The following is a 25,052-nucleotide window of genomic DNA, read 5'->3' as shown; positions in this document are numbered from 1 at the left end:
TGCCTTGAATGAACAACTATTGAATGGCATCATCGAAGAATTAGAACATGGTCACACCTCAGAAGCGTTAGCAGCATTAGAAAAACTCGAAAAGACAGGAACGGATGAGGACCGCCTCGCTGTTGCCGATCTCTATATCGAACTCGGTTTGTCTGACCGAGCGGTCGATCTCTTGGCGCCGCTTTACGTCGAATATGCGGGTAACGCGGGAGTAGCCTTGTTACTAGCAGAATGTTATATCGATTTGGATCGCGAAGAAGAAGCGATCTCCGTCCTCGAACAGGTCGACACAATGGACACGGAATATGGTCCACGTTCTCTCGTATTACTCGCTGACCTCTATCAGTCGCAAGGTCTTGACGAAGTAGCGTTAGCGAAGTTGAAGGAAGCGCGTAACCTTGCACCGGACGAACCGTTACTAGCATACGGTTTGGCTGAGCTCTACATGACGCTTGGTGCGTTTGATCAGGCGGTACCGTTATTCGCCGAAATCGCGGAGCGACCAGAGTTACGTGCTGAATTGCCGCTCGATGCCCTTTACGCGGAATCACTCGCGATGACAGGACAATTTGAAGATGCGATTCCACTGTACGAACGTGCTGTCGCAGAACGTTCCGACCTGCATACGCTGTTTGGTCTTGCGATGACGGCTCACCGTGTCGGTCAACATCAAAAAGCGGTCGAGACATTCCAGCAATTGATTGCACAGGATCCTGACTATACGTCGGCGTACGTACCATATGCGGAAAGCCAAGCCGAACTTGGTTTGACAAAAGAAGCACTGAACGTCATCAAACAAGGAATGGAGCGCGACGATTACAATGATGAGTTGCGGACGATGGAAGCCTTGTTCCTTCTAAAACTCGGCGATCGCGCTGGAAGCGTCCAAGCGCTACGTGAGGCGCTTGCCTTGAATCCGGAATCGATCGTCGCAGCGGAACGTTTGCTGTCGTTACTTGCTGAAGACGAGGACCACGAAGCGATGATCGAGACGATCTCTGCCATTGAAGAACACGTCACGGCTCCGATTCTAACATGGTACCGGGCACGCGCTTTGTATGCCTTAGAGGAATACACACAAGCGATGGAGAATTATGCGATAGTCGAAGGTGCATTCACGGAAGATGCGCTCTTCTTGAAAGAGTATGGATTCGCACTCGTCGAGGAAGGACGGCGTGAAGAGGGACAACGTCTTCTCCGCCGCGCTGCTAAGTTGACACCAGAAGATAACGAACTCGTCGACTATGTTGAACGAATGGATGGATGACTTCACGGGAGAAGGGAGTAGGATTGAGATGATAGAGAGAAAGCAGCGATTCTTACGCCGCATCTTGACCTATTACACGTTAAAGCGACGGGAAGCGAAATGGATCATCGATTATTGGCTGCGTAATGAGGCAAAACTCGAGCAAGTACACTTCGTCCAAAATGCGACCTTCGCTCCGAAGGCAATCATCATGACGACATACGGATTCGATGCGGAACCGTTTCTCTTCAAAAAAGGGGATGTCACGACGTTAGATCCAGAAAAAGCGTATCATGACATCCGCCTGACCTCGGAAGATGTCTATATCGAGTTGAACTTCCAAGGTATGATGATGGATGACGAGTATTTGTCTTTACTAGAAGAAAATCCGTTTCGCCCAGAAGTTGCTGTTGAACCGCGCTTAGCAGATGAAGCGACACATTTCATCGCGGTCACGGTCAATCGGCAGGAAGAAGAACGTTTAGTCCGCTTGATTGATGAAGCGCTGGATGCACGCGATCAACATCGATTCCACTCTCTTTCCGAACAGTTACGGCTCGTTCGAAGTCAACTTCCTTAACAGAAGGACTCTATTGCCCAGCAGAGGTAGTAGGGTCCTTTCGTATGTGAAGATTTGTGCAAAATATGAAGAAAAATAGAGTGGAATTTCATAAAACGTTCACATTAAGAGAGTAGGAGGAAATGCGGATATGATACATTAAATGTGACGAATTGTAAGTACGAAGAAAGGGGGAAATGACTTGCGTTTCAAACCATCCGACGTACAGCGGACACGAAGCGAGCAAGCGTACATCGATACGCTGATCGTGCCTTTGCTTCCGGTCGGTTTCGATGAGGCGATGCATGCTTACGCGGAATGCGCAGACATGACATTGACGGTGGCGTCCGAAGTCGAACGCCAGCTATCCGGACGGGCGTTGCTCGTTCCTGCTCTGACCTATATCGATGCACCGTCGATCGAACAGTTGGAAGGATGGCGTCAAGCGGCTGCTTCCGGGCAATTCCGTTTCATCACCTTCATCACTGCTGATTTAAGGTGGAAGGAGACTGCCGCCGAAGAGATTATCTACGTGCCACGTCTAGCTCTTGAGACGATGAGTCGTGACCAACAAGGTCAGATGGTCGGGAATTTTGTAGGACAAGTTCTCGAACAGTTAGGAAACCGTTGGACCGCGCTATGAAGCGGTTGACGCAATGATTTTATTAAGATACTATTACCATGTGAGAAATTTGTGTGAAGTACTGTCGTCTTGGGGCACAGCGTACATCACAAGGGGGGATCGAGATGGCTCAAAACGGGTCTAACGTAACACGTCGTCAGTTCTTGACGTATACATTGACAGGCGTCGGCGGTTTCATGGCGGCGACGATGGTCATGCCGATGGTCAACTTCGCAGTTGATCCAGTCCTGAAGAAATCAGGAGCAGGCGATAAAGTAAAAGTAATGAAGTTGTCGGATATCACGACAGAACCAAAACGGGTCGACTTCAAGAAACAAACGCAAGATGCATGGTATGAGTTCGAAGAAACGTTGTCAGCTTGGGTGTTCAAAGATGATAAGGGAGAAATTTTAGCCCTCTCACCAATTTGTAAACACTTAGGTTGCCAAGTCAGCTTCGGTTCAGATCCGACGCACCCGGAGCAATTCTATTGCCCATGTCACTTCGGTCGGTACACGAAGGATGGCGTCAACGTTCCAGGAACGCCTCCGACGAAACCACTCGATGGTTATGAAATGCAGCAGAAAGATGGTTTCCTCTACCTTGGTAAACCAGTCGAAAGAGGTGCGTAAGCGATGATGCAAAAAATCTATGATTGGATCGATGAGCGCGTTGACATTACGCCGCTCTGGCGAGATATCGCCGACCATGAAGTACCGGAGCACGTCAACCCGGCACATAACTTTTCAGCTTTCGTTTATTGTTTTGGCGGATTGACGTTCTTTACGATCGTCATTCAGATTCTTTCGGGGATGTTCTTGACGATGTATTATGTACCGGACATCATCAACGCACACGCGTCCGTCTACTATCTTCAAAATGAAGTCGCACACGGACAAATCGTTCGTGGTATGCACCACTGGGGTGCGTCGGTCGTTATCGTAATGTTGTTCCTACATACATTACGTGTCTTCTTCACTGGTTCATACAAGAAACCACGTGAATTGAACTGGGTCGTCGGAGTTCTCTTGTTCTTCGTCGTCTTAGCTCTCGGTCTGACAGGATACCTATTGCCTTGGGACATGAAAGCGTTGTTCGCGACAAAAGTTACGATTCAGATTGCTGAAAGTATTCCGGTCATCGGTGGTATCGCGAAGACCCTCCTTGCGGGTGGAGAAATCGTCGGCGCAAGTACAATCGCTCGATTCTTTGCGATTCACGTCTTCTTCCTTCCTGCAGCATTGTTCGTCTTGCTCGGGGCCCACTTCATGATGATCCGTAAACAAGGGATCTCTGGACCACTTTAAACCGACTATCATCTAGACAACAAAAAAGGGGGAGAACACGATGCATCGTGGTAAAGGAATGAAATTCGTCACCGATTCACGGGTGTCGATCAACAACCGGATGCCGAACAAGTCGAAAGACTACTCGGAATATCCAGGTCGAACGGAAGCGTTCTGGCCAAACTTCTTACTTCGCGAATGGATGGTTGGAGCGGTCTTCTTGATCGGCTTCATGACACTGACAATCGTAGAAGCAGCACCACTTCAAAACATTGCCGATCCGACGAATACGTCGTACATTCCACTTCCGGACTGGTACTTCCTATTCCTCTATCAGCTCTTGAAATACCAATTCGCTGCAGGTCCATACATCTTGATGGGAACGGTCATTCTCCCAGGTCTTGCGTTCACAGCACTTCTCGTCGCGCCATGGCTCGACCAAGGTCTTGAACGTCGTCCTGCGAAACGTCCGATCGCAGTCAGCATGATGCTCCTCGCAGTCGTCTCGATCGTCTTCTTGACTTGGGAATCTGTTCAAACGACTCACTGGGATACAATCCATAAACAAGGTGAGTTGACGATGAACGAAGGACCAGAAATTGATACAGCGGCAAAAGGATACGAAATTTATTCGAACCAGTCATGTGTCAACTGTCATGGTAAAAACCTCGAGGGTGGAGCAGCAGCTCCGGCACTCGTCGGTACGAAGAAGACAGAAGAAGAGATTTATGAAATCGCAGATAAAGGGATCGGTTCGATGCCTGCTGGTCAGTACAAAGGATCAGATGCGGATCGTAAAGAACTCGCGAAATTCATCGCTTCATACGGTGAAGGCGGCGAAAACAATAAATAAGCCAAAAGCCGGGGGAGCAATCCTCCGGCTTTTGTCGATGATGAGGTGAAACGATTGCAAGGTATTTTGACATTACTCCGACATAAAGCCGTACTCTGGATTGTCGGGTTGATCAACTTAGCAGGCACATTATACGGTTACTACTGGTATGAACCACAACTTGCGACATCGAAGTGGTATTACTACCCATTTATTCCGGATAGCCCGACAGCATCCCTGTTCTTTACGATCATCGTCTTTCTCTGGATTTTCGGACGACGTTCCCGACTATTTGAAGCGCTCGCGTTCGTGACATTGATCAAATATGGGGTCTGGGCAGTCGTCATGAATGCGTTGATGTTGAATCAACTCGGAACGGAGGATCCAATCTTAACAGCAATGGCACTGATGTTGATGGTGTCGCACGGAGCGATGGCGTTCCAGGCGTTATTATACAGTCCGCTGATGACGTTTCGCGTCAAGGAGCTTGTCCTCGTCGCCATCTGGGTCATTCACAACGATGTCGTCGATTACGTCCTCGGACAATGGCCGCGTTACCCAGCGCTTGCGGAGCATATCCAGTGGATCGGCTACGGCTCCTTCTGGTTGACCGGATTATGTCTTTTGATGGGATATCTGCTTGTCGCGCGCGATTCAATTGACAATAAGATCACTTGAACATAAAATAGACCTATAATCAAAAAAAGAAAGGAACGATGTCTCGTGGCAAACTATTTGATCTATCTCGCGATCATCATCATCGTCCCGATCTGGGCTCAGATGCGGGTGCGGAGCACCTATAAAAAATATCAAGATGTTCCGATTCAGAGTGGGGTGACGGGAGCGCAGGTCGCAGACTTCATCATGAAGCAGAACGGAATCACGAACGTCCGTCTCGAGCCGATCGGTGGAACGATGTCCGATCATTATGACCCGACGAACAAAGTCGTTCGTTTGTCGGAAGACGTCTATTACGGTTCGACGGTCTCAGCCGTTTCGATTGCAGCGCACGAAATCGGTCACGTCATTCAAGATGCGACGGATTACAACATGATGCGTGTCCGTCACCGGATCGCACCTGTCGCGTCGATCACATCGAACTTATCGTTTCCACTGTTGTTGATCGGTCTGTTCGCTGGTTTCAGTGGTCTTGCGATGCTTGGTGTCGTCTTGATGCTTGGTGCCGTCATCTTCCAACTCGTCACGTTACCGGTCGAGTTTGATGCCTCAAATCGAGCGATGGCGCAGTTGACGGAGCATGGCATCATTGATGCCGAAGAAGAACGTGGTTCACGTCGTGTCTTGAACGCAGCGGCTTGGACGTACGTGGCAGCAACACTCGTTGCTGTTGCCGAGTTCCTTCGTCTCGCACTGCTCGTCTTCAACCCGTCAAGTGATGACTAAAACGAAAAACACGGATTGCTCGTTTGAGCGATCCGTGTTTTTTTACGTTTCTTTGATTGGGACCCGATTTTCGTCGAACGTGAAACCTTCTCCTGTTACTTCATAGACGTCATGCAACGTGATGAAGGCGTGCTGGTCGACACTTTTAACGAGCGTCTTCAAGCGATTGATCTCATTGCGAGCGACGACGACGTACAGTACTTCGAGATCCCGTCCGGAGTAACCGCCTTTTGCGATCAGACGGGTCGTGCCACGATTCATCGTCGCATGAATACCGTCGGCGATTTCCGTCCGGTGATCACTGATGATCATCGCTGCTTTACCAGCATAAGTGCCCTCCTGCATCCAATCGATGACGCGGGCGCCGACGTAAACGGCAAGTAACGTATACATCGCTTGTTTGTAGTCGAGATACGTCAAGGATGCGACGATGACGAAGAAATCGAAAATCAAGAAAGTTCGACCGATCGACCAACCGAAGTAGCGTTTCGTCAAACGCGCGATGATATCGACGCCACCTGTCGTACCACCATTGTTGAAGATGATACCAAGACCAACGCCGATGAAGACACCGGCAAAAAGCGCAGCAAGCACCATATCGTCGCGCAGGTCGATGACGAGTGGTGAATATTTGGCAATTAATCCATACCAGAAGGAAAAACTGAATGTACCGACCAACGTGTAGACGAAGGTCGTCCGACCAAGAATTTTATAACTGACGAAAAAAAGTGGGACATTCAATACTAAGTTCGTGATCGATGGAGACCATCCGAACAGTCCTTTTAAGATCAAGGTAATCCCAGTAAAACCGCCTTCTGCTAACTCATTTTGAACGTTAAAATGATAAATACCAAAAGCAAAGATGAATGATCCGATCAAAATCCAGAAAATGTTCTGGATCCGAATCGGAAATTGGAATGGAGGTGCCATTTCCGTATGCTCCTTTCAAATCAAGACTCTTTCTCTAGGGTAACGGCACGGTCGGAAAAAGACTAGCTTTTCCTATGAAAATCAGTCGAAAAGTGATCAGTATGGTCATTCCGATTGATATTGCTTAGAATAGAGACGAATAGAAGTCATAAAGAGAGTGTGGTTTTATCATGAAAAAAGCAATTGGGATTCTTTGTTATCCATCCGTCGGCGGGAGTGGGGTCGTCGCGACGGAGCTCGGTATGAAATTAGCGGATCGTGGACATGACGTCCACTTCATTACGTCGAGCATGCCGTTTCGCCTGACGGAATATCGGCCAAACATCACGGTCCACTTGGTTGAAGTCAACCAGTATTCCGTTTTTAAATATCCACCATACGACATTACGTTAGCGTCAAAAGTCGCAGAAATCATTGATTTATTCGATCTCGATGTCATCCATGCTCATTATGCCGTTCCGCACGCGGTCTGTGCAGATCTCGGACGAAACATGGCAAAGAAAAAAGGTGTCGCCGTCGTGACGACGTTACACGGAACGGACATCACCGTCATCGGGCAAGATTTAGAGATGCAACCGGCCATCCGGTACGGCATCGAACGATCAGACGCGGTCACGGCCGTCTCCGAGAGTCTAGCGCTTGAGACGAATGCGACGCTCAACGCACACTACGACATCGATGTCATTGCGAACTCGATTGATGAGAGTGTCTATTATCCGATGCGGGATGAACGCTTGAAGCGGCATTACGGCATCGAAGCGGACGAAGTCGTCGTCATTCACATCTCGAACTTCCGACCGGTCAAACGAATCGATGATACGCTTGCGGCGTTCGCCATTGCAGCGAAAGACCGGAAGATGCGTCTGTTGCTCGTCGGGGATGGTCCAGAGATGGGACAAACGAGACGTCGCGCAAAGGAACTCGGCATTTACGACAAAGTGATCTTTGCAGGTAAACAGGAACACGTCGCGCAATTGCTCGCCATTAGTGATATTCATGTCCTGTTGTCTGAAAAAGAAGCGTTCGGACTCGTCGTCCTTGAGGCGATGGCAATTGGTGTCCCGAGTGTCGTCTCGACAGCAGGTGGCTTACCGGAAGTCATCCAGGACGGATTAACCGGATATATCGTTCCGACTTACGACGTCAAAATGGCTGCGGCACGAATCGGTGAACTCGCGGATGACCCGATGTTACGGGAACGGATGGCAGAAGAGGGCATTCGTGATACGCGTCGTCGTTTTGATTCGAATGAGATCGTCCGTCGTTATGAACAAGTCTATGAACGGGTGTGTGCGCGTCATGAACTTGCTTGAAGGCGCACATCATATCATTCAGACGATCGAACAAGCGGGTGGTGAAGCCTATATCGTCGGTGGCGCCGTTCGCGATATGTTACTCGACCGGACACCAGGAGACTATGATTTAGCGAGCTCGATGTTACCGGAACAGATCATCGACTTATTCCCTGTCGTCATTCCGACAGGACTCGAGCATGGAACCGTGACGGTCGTTCTCAACCACGTGCCGTACGAGATCACGACGTTTCGCTCGGAAGCAACGTACAGCGATCGCCGACGACCGGATGCGGTGACGCTTGGCGTTAGTTTGGAAGAGGATTTGACCCGACGTGACTTTACGATCAACGCGATGGCACTCAGACCAACCGGTCGTGTCGATCTGTTCGGAGGAGCGCGTGACATCGAAGAGCGGATCATCCGGACGGTCGGCGAACCAGCCGAACGTTTTAATGAAGATGCGCTTCGAATGATGCGGGCGTTCCGCTTCATGAGCCAACTGGATTTCTCGCTTGACGAGGCAACTGAACAAGCGATTGTCGAACTCGCTCCGCACCTAGCGGCCGTTGCGATTGAGCGGATTGCGATCGAGTTCGAGAAACTCTTACTTGGTCCTGGAAAACAGCGGGCGTTACAGGCGATGCTCCGGACTGGAATCGAACGCTACCTCCCCGGCATGACTTCAGAAATCGTCACAGGACTCGCGCATCAGTCGTTTCGGGGTGTTTCAAAGGATGCTGTCTGGACACTCGTACTCGATGCCGGTCTCGCGAAAGATCAATTGACACGCTGGAAACGATCGAAACATCAAGTGCAGCTCGCAACTCGTTTAACACCTCTGTTACACCGACCGTTACAAGACTGGGATCGTTATCAATTGTCGGACGAAGAACTGATGATCCTTCGGGAAATGACAGGAACGGATTATCCGGAGCGATCAGATTTACCGATTCGCAGTCGTAAAGAGCTCGCTGTAGACGGAAAAGACATGATCCGCCTCGGTCTTCAAAAACAACAGATCAAAGAAGCACTTTTGCATTTGGAATACAGTGTCGTCACCCGCGCTTGCCCAAACGACCGCGTAACATTATTGAAGGAGGTAGAGCGATGGCGCACTCAGTCCGAGAACAAATCTTGATCGCACTTCGTCAGCGGACGTGGTACTCCGGACAGGAATTAGCAGAGACGTTAAATATTTCACGTACCGCTATTTGGAAACATATACAAACCTTGAAGGAAGAAGGATACCAGATCATCTCGAATAAAAAACAAGGCTATCAATTAGTCGATGAAGGCGATTTGCTGACACCGATTGCGATTGAACAATGGTTAACGACAGCACGTCTTGGTCGCCACATCCTTCATTTCGAAGAACTGGACACGACGCAGCGGATTGCACATGAGCAAGCGCAACAGCAAGCGCAGGAAGGAACACTCGTCGTATGCGATCACCAGACGAATGGACGCGGACAGCTAGGGAGAACGTGGCATGAGGCGAAAAATGAGGGCATCGCGATGAGTCTACTCGTCCGACCAGATGTACCGATGCACCAAGCAGGTCAATTAACGCTCATAGCAGGTATTGCACTTGCACAGTCTCTCCGGACATTCGATGTTCCAGTTACGATTAAATGGCCGAACGACATCTTGATCAACGGTCGTAAGGTAGCAGGCATCTTGACGGAAATGCAGACCGAGGCGGATCGGATCAGTTCAGTCATCATTGGCATCGGCATCAATGTGCATCACGAGCAGTTTCCGGAAGGGATCGAGGACCGTGCTACCTCGCTCGTCCGAGAATCAGGAAGAACTTTCCGACGTGCGGAGGTCGTCGCGACTTTCTTGAATCGATTTGAACGACTATACACGCAGTGGCTCGAGCTAGGATTCGGATCTTTCGTCTCGGAGTGGGAAACACTCGCAGATCGCTTACATGAACGAGTGACGCTACGGACACGTCAGATGACCGCTTCCGGAACATTGCTCGGTATTGACGAGACGGGCACGATTCGGATTGAGACGGAAACGGGGGAGACCCGTTTCCATTCGGCAGAGCTGATTTACTGGGAAAAAGAATAAAGGTTTGAATCAGACGGTTTGCAGAGAGCTTTTCCCGTCATGTATAATAGAGCCACGGATGGTATCCGCTTGCCGGAACCATACCGAATTGACAGGTGCCAGTTTTAGCTGTTTCAACTGCCTTGATCTTAACGGACAGGGACAGAAGGACGATATTCAATTATTCCGCCTTCTTTTCCGCATGCATTTATTTTGGAGAAGAAGGCGTTTTCCTTTTGTCCTCCCTACACACGTAAGGAGAGAACACGATGCACACAATGGGTCCATTACTCAAAAAACAACAAGCTGGAGAGAAGCTCGTCATGTTGACGGCGTATGATTATCCTTCAGCAAAACTATCGGAAGCAGCAGGAGTCGATATGTTGCTCGTCGGCGATTCCCTCGGGAACGTCATCCTCGGCTATGATTCAACGATTGCTGTCACGGTCGACGACATGGTTCATCATGCGCGCGCGGTACGCCGCGGCGCACCACAGACGTTCATGATCGTCGATATGCCGTTCGCAAGTTATCATGGTTCATTTGATCGCACGCTTGAATCAGCGGCGCGTATCTTCCAAGAATCGCAGGCAGATGCCTTGAAGCTGGAAGGGGCAGGGGAGATCTTAAAGACGATTCGTCGTTTGACGGACGCTGGGATGCCTTGCGTCGCGCATCTCGGATTAACACCACAATCCGTTGGTGTCCTTGAAGGATTCAAAGTCCAAGGGAAATCATTAGAAGCAGCCGAACAACTGATTGCAGACAGTTTGGAAGCAGAGCGTGCCGGAGCAAAGATGCTCGTCCTCGAATGTGTGCCGCATCCGCTCGCGAAACGCATTCAAGAGCTCCTCTCGATTCCGGTCATCGGAATCGGTGCCGGTGCAGACGTCGCCGGTCAAGTACTTGTCTATCATGACATCTTGACGTATGGTGTCGGTCGTTTACCGAAGTTCGTCAAAGCCTACACGGATTGGAATACTTCAGGAACGGAAGCGATTGCTGCTTACGTCAAAGACGTCAAAGCCGGTGCCTTCCCTGAACTAGCACACTCGTTCCAGATGGACGAAGAACTGATTGGTGCGCTTTATGGAGGGACTAAAGAATGAAAATCATCCAGGACGTCCAGACGTTACGCGAACGTTTAGCGGGAGCCGGTTCAATCGGTTTTGTACCGACGATGGGATTCTTGCATGAAGGTCATGCCTCCTTGCTCAAACAAGCACGACAAGAGAACGATGTCGTCGTCTTGAGTATTTTCGTCAACCCGACACAATTCGGACCAAACGAAGATTTGGATCGTTATCCACGAGACGCGGAACGCGATCAGAAGATTGCGGAGGCAGAAGGGGTCGATTATCTGTTCTATCCGACGAACGAGACGATGTATCCGCTGGATATGGCTCGTGTTACGGTCCGCTCCGGTGATGATGTCTTATGCGGCGCATCACGACCAGGACATTTTGATGGTGTGTTGACGGTCGTCAGTAAACTATTGAACGTCGTCCGTCCAACCCGTGCATATTTCGGTTTAAAGGATGCACAACAGCTCGCATTGATTGAAGCGTATGTCGCTGATTACTTTGTTCCGGTTGAGATCGTCCGTTGCCCGATCATTCGCGAAGCGGATGGTCTAGCAAAATCGTCACGCAATGTCTATCTATCGGAAACAGAGCGGGCGCAAGCACCGGGCATCCAGCAGGCGTTGCAACAAGCGAAACAAGCACTCGATCAAGGGGTGCCTGTTGAAACGGTTCTCGATCGGACGCGCGAAGCACTTCAATTCGAAGGGACGACGATCGATTACGTCGAAGCCGTCGACTATCCATCACTAGGACCCGTTACGGAACAAACGACTACGATTCTCTTAGCTGTCGCCGTGCAGTTTGCATCGGCACGCTTGATCGATAATTTACTATATACGAGAGGAGCATGACGATGTTACGCACATTCATGCACGCTAAACTACACAAAGCTCGGGTCACCGAGGCAAACTTACACTATGTTGGTTCGATTACGATCGATGAAGATTTACTCGATGCTGTCGGGATTCTTGAAAATGAAAAAGTCCAAGTGACGAACAATCAGAACGGTGCACGGATTGAAACATATGCGATTAAAGGTGCTCGTGGTTCAGGTGTCATCTGTTTGAACGGTGCGGCAGCTCGCCATTTCCAAGTCGGAGATGAGGTCATCATCATGGCGTACGCACAACTATCGACGGAAGAAATCGCGACACATGTTCCAAAAGTGGCTGTTCTAAATGAACAGAACGACATCAAACAAATGTTGTCTCAAGAAATCGCCCACACGATCTTATGAAATTTTAGAGACCCGATCATGTCAGCGGGTCTCTTTTTTTGTTAAGATGAAGAATGAAATGCCATCCGGTCATGGAGAGGATGGATAAAAGGTGGAGGATCAGTGTTGAAGAAAAAGTACGTCGTAGTCGACCTGGAAACGACAGGTCATTCCATAAAGGCTGGCGATGAGATGATTGAGATCGGCATGGCGGTCATTGAAGATGGACAGTTGACAGAACAATTGTCTGCCTTCGTGCGTCCGACCCAACCGATTCCTCCGTTCATTTCCCAGTTGACGGGCATCACGGATGAGGATGTCAAAGAGGCCGAGACATTCGATGTCATCGCACCGCGTGTCTTATCATTGCTCGATGGTGGTGTCTTCGTCGCACATAATGTGCAGTTCGATTTAAACTTCTTAAACGATGCGTTAGAAGAGGAAGGATACTTGCCGTACACAGGTCCTGTCATCGATACGGTCGAACTCGCACGAATCTTACTTCCGACAGCAGAAAGTCACGCGCTGTCGCATCTGTCAGAGTCATTACACCTTGCCCATCAAGAAGCGCACCGGGCAGGGAGTGACGCTTCGGCGACGGCTGAATTGTTGCTTGAACTACTCAAACGACTACATACGTTGCCGCTTGAGACATTGAAGCACTTAAGACGTTTATCACCACGCCTGTTCAGTGCCATCGAAGAGGAAATCGACCATGCGATTCGTTTAGTCGGCATCGAGGAGGATTCACAGTTTGATCGTTTTCGAAAAATCGCTTTGAAAAAGCGTCAGACGATCGAACGCTTAACGCATCCGCCCGTTCTTGAACCGTTCGGACCATTCGTGGATGAATTGAATGCCGTGACGTTCCCTCGTCTATTCGAAGGATACGAAGAGCGACGTGGGCAGCTCGAGATGATGCGTCATGTCTATCAATCGCTCGATCAAGAAACGCCGTTACTCGTCGAAGCGGGAACGGGAACCGGGAAATCGCTCGGTTATCTTGTTCCGGCAGCGCATTACGCGCTCGAACATGAAGTCCCGATCGTCGTCAGTACGCACACGATTCAATTGCAGGAGCAACTGTTCGCGCGTGATTTACCGCTCTTGCGTCAACTGTTCGATGCGCCGGTCCAGATTGCATTGCTTAAGGGACGAAGTAACTATATTGATTTACGGAAATTCGAATTTTTCTTGAATGATCAAGAGGATGCTTATAACTTCACGCTCGCAAAAGCGATTCTGCTCGTCTGGTTGACGGAGACGGAAACGGGAGATTTAGAAGAAGTCAGCTTACCAGGCGGTGCAGCGCAAGGCAATATCGGCATTAAACAGTTGATCCAGTCTGATAGCCAATCGCAGCTCGGACGATTTGACCCGTGGTACAGCCGGGACTTCTTCCAACATGCGATTCGCCAAGCAAAGGATGCGACGATCATCGTCACGAACCATGCCTTGTTGTTTAGTGACCTGCAGTTCGAAGCAGGGGTCTTACCGAAAGGAAGTCCGTTGATTCTTGACGAGGCACACCAAATCGAAGAAGTCGCGAGCCATCATTTTGGTCTCGTCTTTGATGGACATACGTTTGATCGTCTGTTCCGACAACTCGGGTATTCGTCCGATAAAAAATTATTACACCGCTTGCTCGATCTGTCGGAAGAATGGGACATCGCCGAGATGGTCGAAGCCCATAGTGAGACGGTTGATGAGGCACTAACGACGTTACTCGAAGAAGCAGACGGGCTGTTAATGATCATTCAAGCATACGGGCTCGAACTGGCTTCCCGCAAAGCACGACGGGAAGGAATGGTCAGCATTCGCTTCAAGCGACTCGACCGTTCGATGCGTGCCGTCCAGGAAAGTGCCAAGCGGGTTGAATTGGTGTTGCGGCGTTTGCGTCAAGCAATCCGGGCGATTCATAAACTGTTCCATGAACACCGGGAGCAGATGAGTTATCGCGAACGTTCACTCGTCGCGGATTTAAAAGCGATCACGTCACAAATCGAAGAAGCGGAGCTCGCCATCTTCGAGACGATGCTTGCCCCGCACGATGAGACGGTATCTTGGATCGAGACGTCTGTTAAGAACCGGAAACTAACACGGGTCTACACACAACCAATCGACATTTCAGAGCGATTGCGACGGGACGTCTTTTCGAAGCGGACGTGTATCCTGACGTCTGCGACGCTGACTGTCTCGAACAAGTTCCAGTTCATTGAGAACCGTTTAGGGCTCGATGCGTTCGAGACACGTCGTTTCGTCGTTCCGTCGCCGTTCGGATATGCCGATAACGTGCGATTGATGATTCCGACGGATCTCCCGCTCTTACAGGATGTACCATTGCCGGAATTCGCAGAGACGATTGCGGAAGCCATCTTACAAATCGCAGAGGTGACGGAAGGACGGATGCTCGTCTTGTTTACCTCAAATGATTTACTTCGACTGACGCATGAAGCGACGAAACCGCTGTTACCTGACCGGTTTACGTTACTCTCGCAAGGGGTCACGCAAGGTTCACGGCAACGACTGATGAAACAGTTCAAGCAACTCGACGCTTGTATCTTGTTCGGGACGGCTAGCTTTTGGGAAGGGGTCGATATCCCAGGAGATGATCTCAGTTGTCTCGTCATCGTCCGACTACCGTTCGCGCCACCGGATCAACCGATCGTCCAGGCACGCTCGGAACGGATCGAAAAACTCGGGAAATCATCATTTTTCGAATACAGCTTACCGCAAGCGATCATTCGCTTTAAGCAAGGCTTTGGACGCTTAATCCGGACGACGAACGACCGAGGTGTCGTCTTCGTACTTGATCGCCGGATTGAGACGACGCGTTATGGAAAACGGTTCGTCACGAGTCTGCCGAAAGTACCTGTTTTATCAAAACCGCTTGATGAACTGACGGCAGAACTAGAATTGTTCTTGAATGATGGCGATTAAGTCTATTCAGATAAACCCTATCGCATTATAATAGATAGAGAAAAATGAGGGAGGACATACAGATGGATTCAAAAATTGAAACACTTGCGACCGTCAAAGTGAACCGCCATGACGATACGTATAAAATCGTCGACTTGTTGAATCGGACACTGAAAACGGAAGATTTAATGTTCGGTCTTGCTCTCGATGAAAAAGACAAGGAGCAGATGGTCTTTACCATCTACCGCACATGAAGTGGAAAATCACGCTTGGTCTGCTAAGTGCACTCATCCTTTTGACTGTACTTGGCACCGCCGTTTATCAGGTGACGATCGCTGAGGCAAAAGACCGGGAACAAAGCGTCGCCGAACAAGCAGAGGCGCGTTTGAAAAAAGAACTCAAACCGACGGACGTCCGGTTCGAATCTGTCTTTAACGGGAAACGCCAATATGTCGTTTTTACGATGAAGCAGAACGGACAGGCGGTACGGGCGTTCGTTCCGAAAAAAGGAACGATCGAGACACGACCGGTTGCTGATGGTACTGCCATCAAAACGGTCATCGCGGATCATCCGGAACTGGGAGACATCGTGTCTGCTAAGTACGGCTTTGAGGATCGTGCTGTCATCGAGATCGTTTCAAAGACGACGACAGGTTATGATTATTCGTATTACACGTATCAAGAAGGTTCTTTCATCAAACGATTACGAATCAAGTAAAGGGAGTGGGCGACATGTTATCGAAACGCGTACGACAATTGACACCATCTACGACGCTAGCCATCACAGCGAAAGCCAAGGCACTACGTGAAGAAGGTCAAGACATCATCGGTTTAGGTGCGGGAGAGCCCGACTTCAATACACCGGAATTCATCATCCAAGCAGCATTCGAGGCAGCAGAAGCGGGCGATACGAAGTATACGCCGTCTGGCGGAACGGTTGCCTTGAAGGATGCAATCATCGAAAAGACACGCCGTGACTTATGGATGCCATACGAACGCTCAGAAGTCATGGTCGCTTCAGGAGCAAAGCATGCACTATCAACGTTGTTCCAAGCGATTCTCGATCCAGGCGATGAAGTCATCGTCCCGGCACCATACTGGGTCAGTTATCCAGAGCAAATTAAACTCAGTGACGGCGTACCGGTCATTTTACAAACGGACGAATCGTCTCGCTTCAAAGTGACACGGGAATTGCTCGAGCAACACATTACCCCAAAAACGAAAGCACTCGTCTTGAATTCACCATCGAATCCGACAGGAATGGTCTATTCGAAAGAAGAGCTCGAGATGGTAGCAGATGTTGCGATCAAGCACGATCTACTCGTCATCAGTGATGAGATTTATGAAAAGTTGCTCTATAACGGTGCGACACATATCTCGATCGCGTCCTTGCCAGAGATGCGCGAACGGACGGTCATCATCAATGGTGTCTCGAAGTCCCATGCGATGACAGGCTGGCGGATCGGGTATGCAATCGGACCGAAAGAGATCATCGCAGCGATGACGAACTTAGCGAGCCATTCGACGTCGAACCCGACATCGATTGCGCAAGCAGCATCGGTTGCTGCGTATGCAGAAGGCGATGCACCGGTCGAAGCGATGCGTGTCATCTTTGAGGAACGACTTGAGAAAATCTATGCACGACTCATTGAAATCAAAGGATTGACGTGTCTGAAGCCAGAAGGGGCATTCTACTTGTTCCCACATGCAAAGCAAGCTGCCGAGATGTGTGGATTCGATAATGTCGATGACTGGTGTACAGCTGTTTTATCTGAAGCGAAGGTCGCCTTGATTCCAGGTTCAGGATTTGGTGCACCGGACTATGTCCGCCTATCTTACGCGACGGATCCGGCACGTGTCCTAGAGGCACTCGACCGGATTGAAGGATTCATCACGGCACATACAGCCGTTTAATAGAGAGAGGATGTTGACTGTTGAAAGCAATGATTCGGGATGTAAACAAATATGTAGGAGAAGAAGTGACGATCGGGTGTTGGTTAGCAAACAAACGCTCAAGCGGTAAAATCGCCTTCCTCCAACTTCGGGATGGCTCTGGATTCATGCAGGGTGTCGTCGTCAAAGAAACAGTCGGCGAAGACTTATTCAAGCAAGCAAAAGGCTTAACGCAGGAATCATCACTATGGGTGACAGGTGTCATCAAATCAGATGGCGGTCGGACAGCGATCGGTCATGAAATGGAAATTTCAAAAATCGAAGTCATCCATGAAGCGATCGATTATCCGATCACACCAAAAGCACACGGAACGGACTTCTTGATGGATAACCGTCACCTCTGGTTGCGTTCAAAGCGTCAACATGCGGTCATGGTCGTTCGGAACGAATTGATTCGTGCAACGTACGAATTCTTTAACCAAGAAGGATTCATTAAAGTGGATCCGCCAATCTTGACAGGTAGCGCACCAGAAGGAACAACAGAATTGTTCCACACGAAATATTTCGATGAAGATGCGTACCTTTCACAATCGGGTCAGCTTTACATGGAAGCGGCAGCAATGGCACTTGGAAAGGTCTTCTCGTTCGGTCCAACGTTCCGTGCTGAAAAATCAAAAACACGTCGTCACTTGATCGAATTCTGGATGATGGAGCCTGAGATGGCATTCCACGATCACGAGATGAACCTCGAAGTCCAAGAAAACTATGTTTCGCACCTTGTGCAATCAGCACTGAAAAACTGTCGTGCGGAACTTGAGTTGCTTGGACGTGACTTGACGGTCCTTGAAAACATTAAAGCACCGTTCCCGCGCGTCAAGTACACGGAAGCAATCGACATGCTCAAGGAGCAAGGATTCGACGATATCGAATTCGGCGATGACTTTGGTGCACCACACGAGACAGCAATCGCAAACAGCTTCGCACGTCCTGTCTTCATCACGCACTGGCCAAAAGCAATCAAACCGTTCTACATGAAAGAAGATCCGGAAAACCCAGACTTCGTCTTGTGTGATGATTTGATTGCCCCTGAAGGATACGGGGAAATCGTCGGTGGTTCACAACGTGAAGAAGATCATGAAAAACTCCTCGCTGAGATGAAGAAACATGGTCTTGACGAGACAGGTGCTTATAAATGGTATCTCGAAACACGCCAATACGGTTCTGTTCCACACAGTGGCTTCGGTCTTGGTTTAGAGCGGACAGTCGCTTGGATCACAGGTGTCGAGCACGTTCGGGAAACAATTCCGTTCCCACGTTTGCTAAACCGCCTCTATCCATAAGCAGTAAGGAAAAACATCGACCCATCGTCTCGACGGGTCGATTTCTTGTTTAGACTAGAGAATCGAGGAAATACGATGAATCATAATTTAGTGCAATTATTCGAGGAAGGGACGGTCGTCTTACCGAAACGATTGTTCACCGAGGCAAAACGGTTAGGCATCAGTTTTGTCGAGTTCACGTTGATTGGTCAATTGTTTGCTTGCCGGGCAGAGGGCATGGAGATGCCGTCACCGGAAGAGTTAAGTAATCGACTTGGACTATCCGAGACGGAAACGATCGAGACGACACTCGGTTTATTACAAAAAGGATTACTGGCAATGGAGAACGTCAATGGGTCTGAACGTTATTCGCTTGTTCCGCTTTACGAAAAGCTGATGGCTCCACCGGAACAGGAAGCACCGAACTTTGATACGATCAACCCGTCCGTCTTCCAACAATTCGAGCGGGAACTCGGGATGATGTCACCGTTTCAGATGGAGCAGATCATTCAGTGGTTGACGATCGAGAACATTTCGGAAGAGCTAGTACTTGCCGCACTTCGAGAAGCGGTCTATCATAATGTCCGCAAAATGACCTATATCAATCAAATTTTACGGACGTGGGAACGTGAAGGGATCAAGACGCTTGAGGATCTCGCAGGGCGGGGAGGTTAAGGAGATGTTACGAAAGGCAGAAATCGATCGGATTGAAGCAACGTTAGAAGAGATGTTTCCAGATGCATTTTGTGAGTTGATTCATCGCAACCCGTTTGAACTGGTCGTAGCTGTTGCACTCAGTGCACAAGCGACCGACGTACTTGTCAATCAAGTGACGCCTGGTTTGTTCGCAGCGTATCCGGATCCTGCGTCGCTTGCTGCGGCACCCGTTGAGGAAATCGAGGACAAAATCAAACGACTTGGATTGTACCGGAATAAAGCCAAAAACATCAAGGCGCTTGCGGCACAACTCCTTGCGCAACACGACGGAGAAGTCCCGACGGAACGCGCCGGGCTCGAAGCCTTACCTGGCGTAGGACGCAAGACGGCGAACGTCGTCTTGTCTGTCGCCTTTGATGTACCGGCCTTTGCGGTCGATACACATGTCGAACGTGTCTCGAAACGCCTCGGGATCTGTCGCTGGAAGGATAATGTCACGCAGGTCGAAGCAACACTGATGCGTCGTTTCAAACGGGAGCGTTGGTCAAAGCTCCATCATCAATTCATCTTCTTTGGGCGTTATCACTGCAAGGCGCAACGTCCGAACTGTGAAGCGTGCCCGTTACTCGACATGTGTCGAGAGGGGAAAAAGCGGACAAAAGGAATAGCTAGACCCTAAAAGGGACAGACTATAAAAAAGAATGACTCGTCATACGCAACTCCTACAGGAAAAGCGCATTTTGCGCTGTCAGAGACAAACAAGACCTGAGGAAAGAGCGTGAAAAGACGAGTCATTCTTTTTTATTAGATAAGGGTGACAGATCATTCTGCCACCCTTATCTTTGTAGAGACTAATTTTTGAGTCATTACCCATTCCAAGGAGTATCGGACCATTCACGACGCTTTTTCGTGATCGGTACTTTTTTGAATCCCCAGTTTCGGAAATCTTGGTCCGGACTATCGCGTCGAATGTAAATCTTATCTTTGATGGCTTTAAAAATCCGGTTTTCGTCCCCATAATGGACAAACCGTGGTTTTACCTCGATGACACCACGACGGACGCGAGATAAAGGTAAGCAGACCAAGTCGGCAATCTCAAGACCAGATTGGTAGAGGTCGCTGTCTTTTTCAGCAAAGATGAAGCCTTTGATTTTTTGACGGCTTTTTTCGACGTCGAGATGGACCGTTCCCGAATTGAAGATATCGAAGAACGCCTTTTGAATGAGCAAGTTTTGATAATCATCACGGCTTTCAAGAACGACACGCGCACTCGTTGCTTCTGTCTCATCGAGGAAGGAATAAAACGACTTCATCAGATGGGCGAAGGCAACGACATACGGATCCTTTGGTGTCGAGAAAAAGTCTTGTAGCTTCTGTTTATCGACTTCGACGCTGACGATCGTACAATCGATATCAACTAAAAATTCTGGTAAGGCGATCCAGAAATGACGTAACATATCGATCGTGATACCATCTTCTTTACCATACGGATGCTCAGCTTTTAAAATCTCCTTCAAATGAAGGGGAATATGCGGATCTTCAAAAACTTTTGCCTTAAAATCCATCAAACGTTGACGAAGCGGACTTGGTTCACCGGTCTCGTCCGAATCGATGGCATATTTATATTCCATCAAGACACCCGTTAAATTGAATTGTGTATTACCCTTCGGTGTCCCAGTTTCGTCGACGAACATAATGTATTTCTTCGGGGCAGGGGTCGAATTCTTAGGAAATCCTTTGACGTCAACGCCTTTGACGTTCGATTGTACCCGTTTGTTCAAATGAATCTCCTCCAATTGCACAATAATTACACAGTCTTTTCGAAAGAAATGCTCTTGATGCCACTTTACACGCTAGGCGGCTGAAAAGCCATAGCCTGATAAGTGAAACCGTAGAAACATTCCCTCGTATGATTAGGTGTTCGACTTAAGGAAGATAATTCCTGTTTTTAAATCGTTATTCTTCACCATTCATTAAGCGATCGATATAACGAACGGATTTAATCGTTTCATTGAAGCGTTTCAGACTCGTTTTCGGCTGAAATGCTTGGACGGAAATTTGCTTCAGTTGATCAACGGCGCTTTCGACCATGCTAGGTCGTAAGTAAGGACTATCTTGGGCATTCGTTTGCCACTGTGCAATCAGTTGATCCGCTCGTTCAACGAACGGTACGACGTCTCGATTGAAGTCATATTCGGTTCCGGCACGTCCTTCTTGATAAATACGTTCAATCTCTTGTAATAACGGTTCAATTGTCATTGGTTTTTAACTACTCCTCTCGGCCGATACGGTACAATCACATATCATGGTACAATAAACGCGATAGGAGGGGAATCGTTTTGAATTACCCGAACGGTAAAAAATTTCAAAAGCCACTCGAGTCGCATGGAACCCGAATCAAGAAGGCGCGATCAACCGATTCCACCTTTTCGAATCGAGGGATGACGCTCGAAAAATTATTGAATGAAAGTAATACGTTTTACCTGACCCATAATCGGGCAATCATTCACAAGAAACCCACTCCGTTACAAATCGTCCAAGTTGATTATCCGAAACGGTCGGCAGCGGTCGTCAAGGAAGCCTACTTCAAGCAACCGTCGACGACGGACTATAACGGTGTTTATCGCGGAAAATATATTGATTTCGAAGCGAAGGAGACGACGAATAAAACGTCCTTCCCGATAAAAAATTTTCACCCCCATCAAATCGCACACATGCGTCAATGTGTCGAACATGGAGGAATTTGTTTTGTCATCATTCGTTTCAGTCTGTATAATGTGCAATATGTGCTTTCAGTCGAGCACGTGTTCCCCTGGTGGGATCAGCTAGAAAGCGGACGAAAATCAATTCCGCTGACGGTCATTGAACGAGACGGTATCAAAGTCGAGACTGGCGCGTACCCTGCCATCGATTATTTAAAGGCAGTGGACGAACTATATTTCAATTCAGACACTTTTTGATTGAAGGAGAAGGATAGCATATGGAAAGAAGTCGTGTCGCACGTCGTGAAGAGACGAAGTCATCTGAGAAAAAGATGAAACGGACGAAACGTCCCCAAAAGAAAAAGTCAGGTGGAGGTTCCGGTGGGAAAGGTCCACTTTGGAAAAAGTTATTGCTGATCGCTACCGGATTATTCATCGTCATGATGTTAGTCGGAGGCGGATTTGCCGCTTACGCGATTGCTACGGCACCTGAGCTCGATGAGACAGAACTTCGAGATGCTCTGCCATTGAAAATCTATGCGAGCAATAAGGAAGAGATTACGAAAGGCGGAACGAGTCGAGAATACGTGTCAATCGATGAAGTACCGGAAGTCGTCAAAGACGCATTCATCTCGATTGAGGACCGTCGTTTCTATCAGCACAACGGAATCGATTTCCGTCGTCTTGGCGGAGCCATCATCGCGAACGTGACGGATGGTTTTGGATCGGAAGGAGCGTCGACGATCACACAACAGGTCGTCAAACAATCATTCCTTAGCTTCGATAAAACGGTCACGCGGAAAGTCCAAGAACAATGGCTCGCAATCCGGTTAGAGCAGGACTATACAAAAGATCAAATTTTAGAGATGTACTTGAACAAAAACTACTATGGTCAAAACTCGTTTGGGATTCAGACGGCTTCAAAAGCTTATTTCAACAAATCAGTTGATAAGTTGAATTATGCGGAAGCTGCGATGCTCGCAGGACTGCCACAACGTCCGACCGCATACGATCCAATTAAAGGAGATCCAAAACTGACGAAATGGCGTCAGACACAAGTTCTTGATGCGATGTTGACGACAGGCGTCATCTCACAAGCGCAACGAGACAAAGCGGTCAAACAACCGATCTCAAAATTAATCAATCCAGCGCCGAAGTCGACGAAGGATGAATCGTATGACAGCGTCATCTTCGATATGGTATCAAAAGAGTTAGAAGATGATTTTGGTTTAGAAGGAAAAGACATTTATGGTCAAGGGTTGAAGATCTATACATCGATCGATAAACCAATGCATGACTACATGAATGAAGCGATCAAGAAAGACCAAATCGTTCAGTTACCGGAATATGCGGAAACAGCTGCAACAGCGGTCAACACGCAATCTGGAGAAATTCTTGCGGTCGTTGATGGTAAAAATCCAGGTAAAGGCACAGCGCGACGAAACTTTGCAAATGAACCGCATCAACCGGGATCATCCGCAAAACCATTCTTCGCTTACGGACCAGCGATTGAAAATGATAAGTGGTCGACTGCGAAACAATTGACGGATAAACCAACAGAAGTCAACGGCAAAGAGATTGGAAACTATTATGATGGATACCGTGGCACGAACACGATCCGCCACTGGTTAAAAATCTCGGCAAACACACCGGCCATCCAAACGTATCAAGAAATCGGCGGTGATTCAGTCGAGGCGTTCGCTGAAAAATCTGGCTTGAAGATGAAAGACGATGAGTCGATTTCGCCTGCGTATGCAATTGGTGGGATGAAACACGGTTTCAATACGACACAGATGGCAGGAGCTTATGCCACACTCGGTAATGGTGGCGATTATATCAAACCGCACGTCATCAAATCGATTGAGTATAGTGATGGATCTAAAATCAAATCACCGATCAAATCGAAAAAGGCAATGGAAGACTACACAGCGTATATGTTGACGGACATGCTGCGTGACGTCTTAAAACCAGGTGGTACGTTCCCGAGTGCTGGATTGTCATTTGATGCAGCCGGTAAAACAGGAACGACGAATGCCTATAAAGATGTCTGGTTCGCAGGATATACATCGGATGTCTCAATCAGTGTCTGGACAGGGACAACGAAATCCGGAAACAACAATGGAGCCGGACTTAGCGGTCCGTACAACAGTACGATGGCACAGCAAATCTGGAAAGATTTCATCACGAAGACACGTGATCGTACGCCAGCACCATTTGAACAACCTAGTTCTGTCCTCAGTATCGGAAATGAATTGTACGTGAAAGGGACGAAGGAACCTGTCGTTGAAAAAAAGACGGTACCCGCTCCGACTGGATTACAAGCATCTTACGATGAAGACACAAAGAGCGGTGAACTGACTTGGAACTATAATGACGCCGCGCTTCGTGCCAATGGGTATGACGATGTATCGTTTGAAGTGACGATGACAGATGCTGACGGTGAAACATCGACGATTGGTACGAGCACGACGAATCGAATTGCCATCAATGGTTTGAAACCAGGACGGTCAACGTTCCAAGTCGTAGCGAAAGCGTCTGGAGAGGAATCTGGTCCGGTCTCGACGACGGTAACGGTTACCGATCCTGAAGCAGAAGAACCGACGACGGATGAACCATCGACGGATGAACCTGCAACGGACGAACCATCGACAGATGAACCGACGACGGATGAACCTGCAACGGACGAACCATCGACAGATGAACCGACGACGGATGAACCTGCAACGGACGAACCGACGACGGACGAGCCGACGACGGATGAACCGGCAACGGATGAACCGACGACGGACGAACCGGCAACGGATGAACCGACGACGGACGAACCAGCAACAGATGCACCGAATTCGAATGATGGAGCAAACGCGCAAAACAATTCGAATGGTTCGACGGAACGAAACAACAATACCAACAATCCGAATAACAATGGAGATGACTCTGAAGATTAATAAAGGAGCGTCACTTGTAAAGTAGACAAGACCAAAGACGAGTAGTTCGTTCTTTGGTCTTGCCTCTTTTTTTGTATAATGAGA

At 48.7% G+C, this 25,052-nt stretch carries 27 protein-coding genes; 23 read left to right on the top strand and 4 right to left on the bottom strand.

The features are described 5' to 3' along the window. Positions 1 to 4: 4 nt before the first annotated feature. From KNQ08_RS06530 to KNQ08_RS06495, 8 genes are all read left to right on the top strand, one after another. The gene (locus KNQ08_RS06530) at positions 5 to 1,267 is read left to right on the top strand and encodes a tetratricopeptide repeat protein (RefSeq protein ID WP_214723552.1); all 1,263 of its coding nucleotides are present in this window, start codon (positions 5 to 7) and stop codon (positions 1,265 to 1,267) included. 28 nt (positions 1,268 to 1,295) lie between these two features. After that, positions 1,296 to 1,826, top strand: coding sequence for a ReoY family proteolytic degradation factor (locus tag KNQ08_RS06525; RefSeq protein WP_214723550.1), 531 nt, complete (start codon positions 1,296 to 1,298; stop codon positions 1,824 to 1,826). A gap of 181 nt (positions 1,827 to 2,007) precedes the next feature. Continuing rightward, entirely contained in the window at positions 2,008 to 2,448 is a 441-nt protein-coding gene (locus tag KNQ08_RS06520) for a DUF2487 family protein (RefSeq protein WP_023468632.1), read from the top strand. Between the two features lie 104 nt (positions 2,449 to 2,552). Then, complete coding sequence (locus KNQ08_RS06515; protein ID WP_023468631.1) at positions 2,553 to 3,059, top strand: ubiquinol-cytochrome c reductase iron-sulfur subunit; 507 nt, start codon at positions 2,553 to 2,555, stop codon at positions 3,057 to 3,059. A 3-nt stretch (positions 3,060 to 3,062) separates the two neighbouring features. Continuing rightward, the gene (gene qcrB, locus KNQ08_RS06510; RefSeq protein WP_012370658.1) at positions 3,063 to 3,734 is read left to right on the top strand and encodes a menaquinol-cytochrome c reductase cytochrome b subunit; all 672 of its coding nucleotides are present in this window, start codon (positions 3,063 to 3,065) and stop codon (positions 3,732 to 3,734) included. 40 nt (positions 3,735 to 3,774) lie between these two features. Further along, positions 3,775 to 4,566 carry a menaquinol-cytochrome c reductase cytochrome b/c subunit gene (locus KNQ08_RS06505; protein ID WP_058704896.1) on the top strand — a complete coding sequence of 264 codons (792 nt, stop codon included), beginning with the start codon at positions 3,775 to 3,777 and terminating at the stop codon, positions 4,564 to 4,566. A 54-nt stretch (positions 4,567 to 4,620) separates the two neighbouring features. Continuing rightward, positions 4,621 to 5,223, top strand: a complete 603-nt coding sequence (locus KNQ08_RS06500) for a DUF1405 domain-containing protein (RefSeq protein WP_064299675.1) — start codon at positions 4,621 to 4,623, stop codon at positions 5,221 to 5,223. 45 nt (positions 5,224 to 5,268) lie between these two features. Next, positions 5,269 to 5,949 carry a zinc metallopeptidase gene (locus KNQ08_RS06495; RefSeq protein WP_023468628.1) on the top strand — a complete coding sequence of 227 codons (681 nt, stop codon included), beginning with the start codon at positions 5,269 to 5,271 and terminating at the stop codon, positions 5,947 to 5,949. 42 nt (positions 5,950 to 5,991) lie between these two features. Here the strand turns inward: KNQ08_RS06495 and KNQ08_RS06490 are convergent, their stop codons facing one another. Beyond that, entirely contained in the window at positions 5,992 to 6,879 is an 888-nt protein-coding gene (locus KNQ08_RS06490) for a YitT family protein (RefSeq protein ID WP_064299676.1), read from the bottom strand. Between the two features lie 170 nt (positions 6,880 to 7,049). Here KNQ08_RS06490 and bshA point away from each other — a divergent pair, with 170 nt between their 5' ends. From bshA to KNQ08_RS06475, 3 genes are read left to right on the top strand one after another with little or no spacing between them, the layout of a single operon-like run. Beyond that, on the top strand, positions 7,050 to 8,192 hold the full coding sequence (gene bshA, locus KNQ08_RS06485) for an N-acetyl-alpha-D-glucosaminyl L-malate synthase BshA (RefSeq protein ID WP_050677434.1): 1,143 nt from the start codon (positions 7,050 to 7,052) through the stop codon (positions 8,190 to 8,192). Continuing rightward, positions 8,179 to 9,312 (top strand): CCA tRNA nucleotidyltransferase, encoded by a 1,134-nt coding sequence (locus tag KNQ08_RS06480; RefSeq protein WP_251133631.1) that lies wholly within the window; start codon positions 8,179 to 8,181, stop codon positions 9,310 to 9,312. The genes bshA and KNQ08_RS06480 overlap by 14 nt, the downstream gene beginning before the upstream one ends. Then, the gene (locus tag KNQ08_RS06475; protein ID WP_214805141.1) at positions 9,282 to 10,253 is read left to right on the top strand and encodes a biotin--[acetyl-CoA-carboxylase] ligase; all 972 of its coding nucleotides are present in this window, start codon (positions 9,282 to 9,284) and stop codon (positions 10,251 to 10,253) included. Before KNQ08_RS06480 ends, KNQ08_RS06475 begins: the two co-directional genes overlap by 31 nt. Before the next feature lie 37 nt (positions 10,254 to 10,290). On the opposite strand, the gene KNQ08_RS16970 is transcribed toward KNQ08_RS06475, so the two are convergent. Beyond that, complete coding sequence (locus tag KNQ08_RS16970) at positions 10,291 to 10,413, bottom strand: hypothetical protein (protein WP_256429275.1); 123 nt, start codon at positions 10,411 to 10,413, stop codon at positions 10,291 to 10,293. A gap of 88 nt (positions 10,414 to 10,501) precedes the next feature. On the opposite strand from KNQ08_RS16970, the gene panB reads away from it, so the two are divergent. The 10 genes from panB (at position 10,502) to nth (ending at position 20,000) form a co-directional block, all read left to right on the top strand. Further along, a complete protein-coding gene (gene panB, locus KNQ08_RS06470) occupies positions 10,502 to 11,341 on the top strand; it encodes a 3-methyl-2-oxobutanoate hydroxymethyltransferase (protein ID WP_050677432.1) in 840 nt (279 codons plus the stop codon). After that, on the top strand, positions 11,338 to 12,168 hold the full coding sequence (gene panC / locus KNQ08_RS06465; RefSeq protein WP_149427576.1) for a pantoate--beta-alanine ligase: 831 nt from the start codon (positions 11,338 to 11,340) through the stop codon (positions 12,166 to 12,168). Before panB ends, panC begins: the two co-directional genes overlap by 4 nt. Before the next feature lie 2 nt (positions 12,169 to 12,170). Then, positions 12,171 to 12,554: an aspartate 1-decarboxylase gene (gene panD / locus KNQ08_RS06460; protein WP_029341994.1), complete on the top strand. Its 384-nt coding sequence runs from the start codon at positions 12,171 to 12,173 to the stop codon at positions 12,552 to 12,554. 105 nt (positions 12,555 to 12,659) lie between these two features. Continuing rightward, a complete protein-coding gene (gene dinG / locus KNQ08_RS06455) occupies positions 12,660 to 15,473 on the top strand; it encodes an ATP-dependent DNA helicase DinG (protein WP_149427575.1) in 2,814 nt (937 codons plus the stop codon). Between the two features lie 62 nt (positions 15,474 to 15,535). Then, positions 15,536 to 15,706 carry a YpmA family protein gene (locus KNQ08_RS06450; protein WP_012370646.1) on the top strand — a complete coding sequence of 57 codons (171 nt, stop codon included), beginning with the start codon at positions 15,536 to 15,538 and terminating at the stop codon, positions 15,704 to 15,706. Continuing rightward, complete coding sequence (locus tag KNQ08_RS06445) at positions 15,703 to 16,170, top strand: hypothetical protein (RefSeq protein ID WP_133207483.1); 468 nt, start codon at positions 15,703 to 15,705, stop codon at positions 16,168 to 16,170. The genes KNQ08_RS06450 and KNQ08_RS06445 overlap by 4 nt, the downstream gene beginning before the upstream one ends. Before the next feature lie 14 nt (positions 16,171 to 16,184). Next, entirely contained in the window at positions 16,185 to 17,366 is a 1,182-nt protein-coding gene (locus KNQ08_RS06440) for a pyridoxal phosphate-dependent aminotransferase (RefSeq protein ID WP_214805139.1), read from the top strand. A 29-nt stretch (positions 17,367 to 17,395) separates the two neighbouring features. Continuing rightward, on the top strand, positions 17,396 to 18,685 hold the full coding sequence (gene asnS, locus KNQ08_RS06435; protein ID WP_174316766.1) for an asparagine--tRNA ligase: 1,290 nt from the start codon (positions 17,396 to 17,398) through the stop codon (positions 18,683 to 18,685). Between the two features lie 75 nt (positions 18,686 to 18,760). Beyond that, a complete protein-coding gene (locus KNQ08_RS06430) occupies positions 18,761 to 19,339 on the top strand; it encodes a DnaD domain-containing protein (protein ID WP_023468616.1) in 579 nt (192 codons plus the stop codon). Positions 19,340 to 19,343: 4 nt separating this feature from the next. After that, positions 19,344 to 20,000 carry an endonuclease III gene (gene nth, locus KNQ08_RS06425; protein ID WP_214805137.1) on the top strand — a complete coding sequence of 219 codons (657 nt, stop codon included), beginning with the start codon at positions 19,344 to 19,346 and terminating at the stop codon, positions 19,998 to 20,000. Positions 20,001 to 20,187: 187 nt separating this feature from the next. Here nth and KNQ08_RS06420 read toward each other — a convergent pair whose 3' ends face one another. Together KNQ08_RS06420 and KNQ08_RS06415 are read right to left on the bottom strand one after the other, a co-directional pair. Further along, positions 20,188 to 21,102 (bottom strand): DUF3800 domain-containing protein, encoded by a 915-nt coding sequence (locus KNQ08_RS06420; RefSeq protein WP_023468614.1) that lies wholly within the window; start codon positions 21,100 to 21,102, stop codon positions 20,188 to 20,190. A gap of 175 nt (positions 21,103 to 21,277) precedes the next feature. Next, positions 21,278 to 21,580, bottom strand: coding sequence for a DUF1798 family protein (locus tag KNQ08_RS06415; protein WP_023468613.1), 303 nt, complete (start codon positions 21,578 to 21,580; stop codon positions 21,278 to 21,280). 74 nt (positions 21,581 to 21,654) lie between these two features. Between KNQ08_RS06415 and recU the strand changes: the two genes are divergently transcribed. Then, the gene (gene recU / locus KNQ08_RS06410; protein ID WP_035396916.1) at positions 21,655 to 22,281 is read left to right on the top strand and encodes a Holliday junction resolvase RecU; all 627 of its coding nucleotides are present in this window, start codon (positions 21,655 to 21,657) and stop codon (positions 22,279 to 22,281) included. Positions 22,282 to 22,301: 20 nt separating this feature from the next. After that, positions 22,302 to 24,968, top strand: a complete 2,667-nt coding sequence (locus tag KNQ08_RS06405) for a PBP1A family penicillin-binding protein (RefSeq protein WP_214805135.1) — start codon at positions 22,302 to 22,304, stop codon at positions 24,966 to 24,968. The last annotated feature ends 84 nt before the right edge of the window (positions 24,969 to 25,052 follow it).

Source organism: Exiguobacterium sp. s46, from assembly GCF_018618875.1.
Taxonomy (GTDB): Bacteria; Bacillota; Bacilli; order Exiguobacteriales; family Exiguobacteriaceae; genus Exiguobacterium_A; species Exiguobacterium_A abrahamii.
Note: the sequence above shows the minus strand (reverse complement) of the source record. Positions and strands in the feature narration are given on the sequence as shown.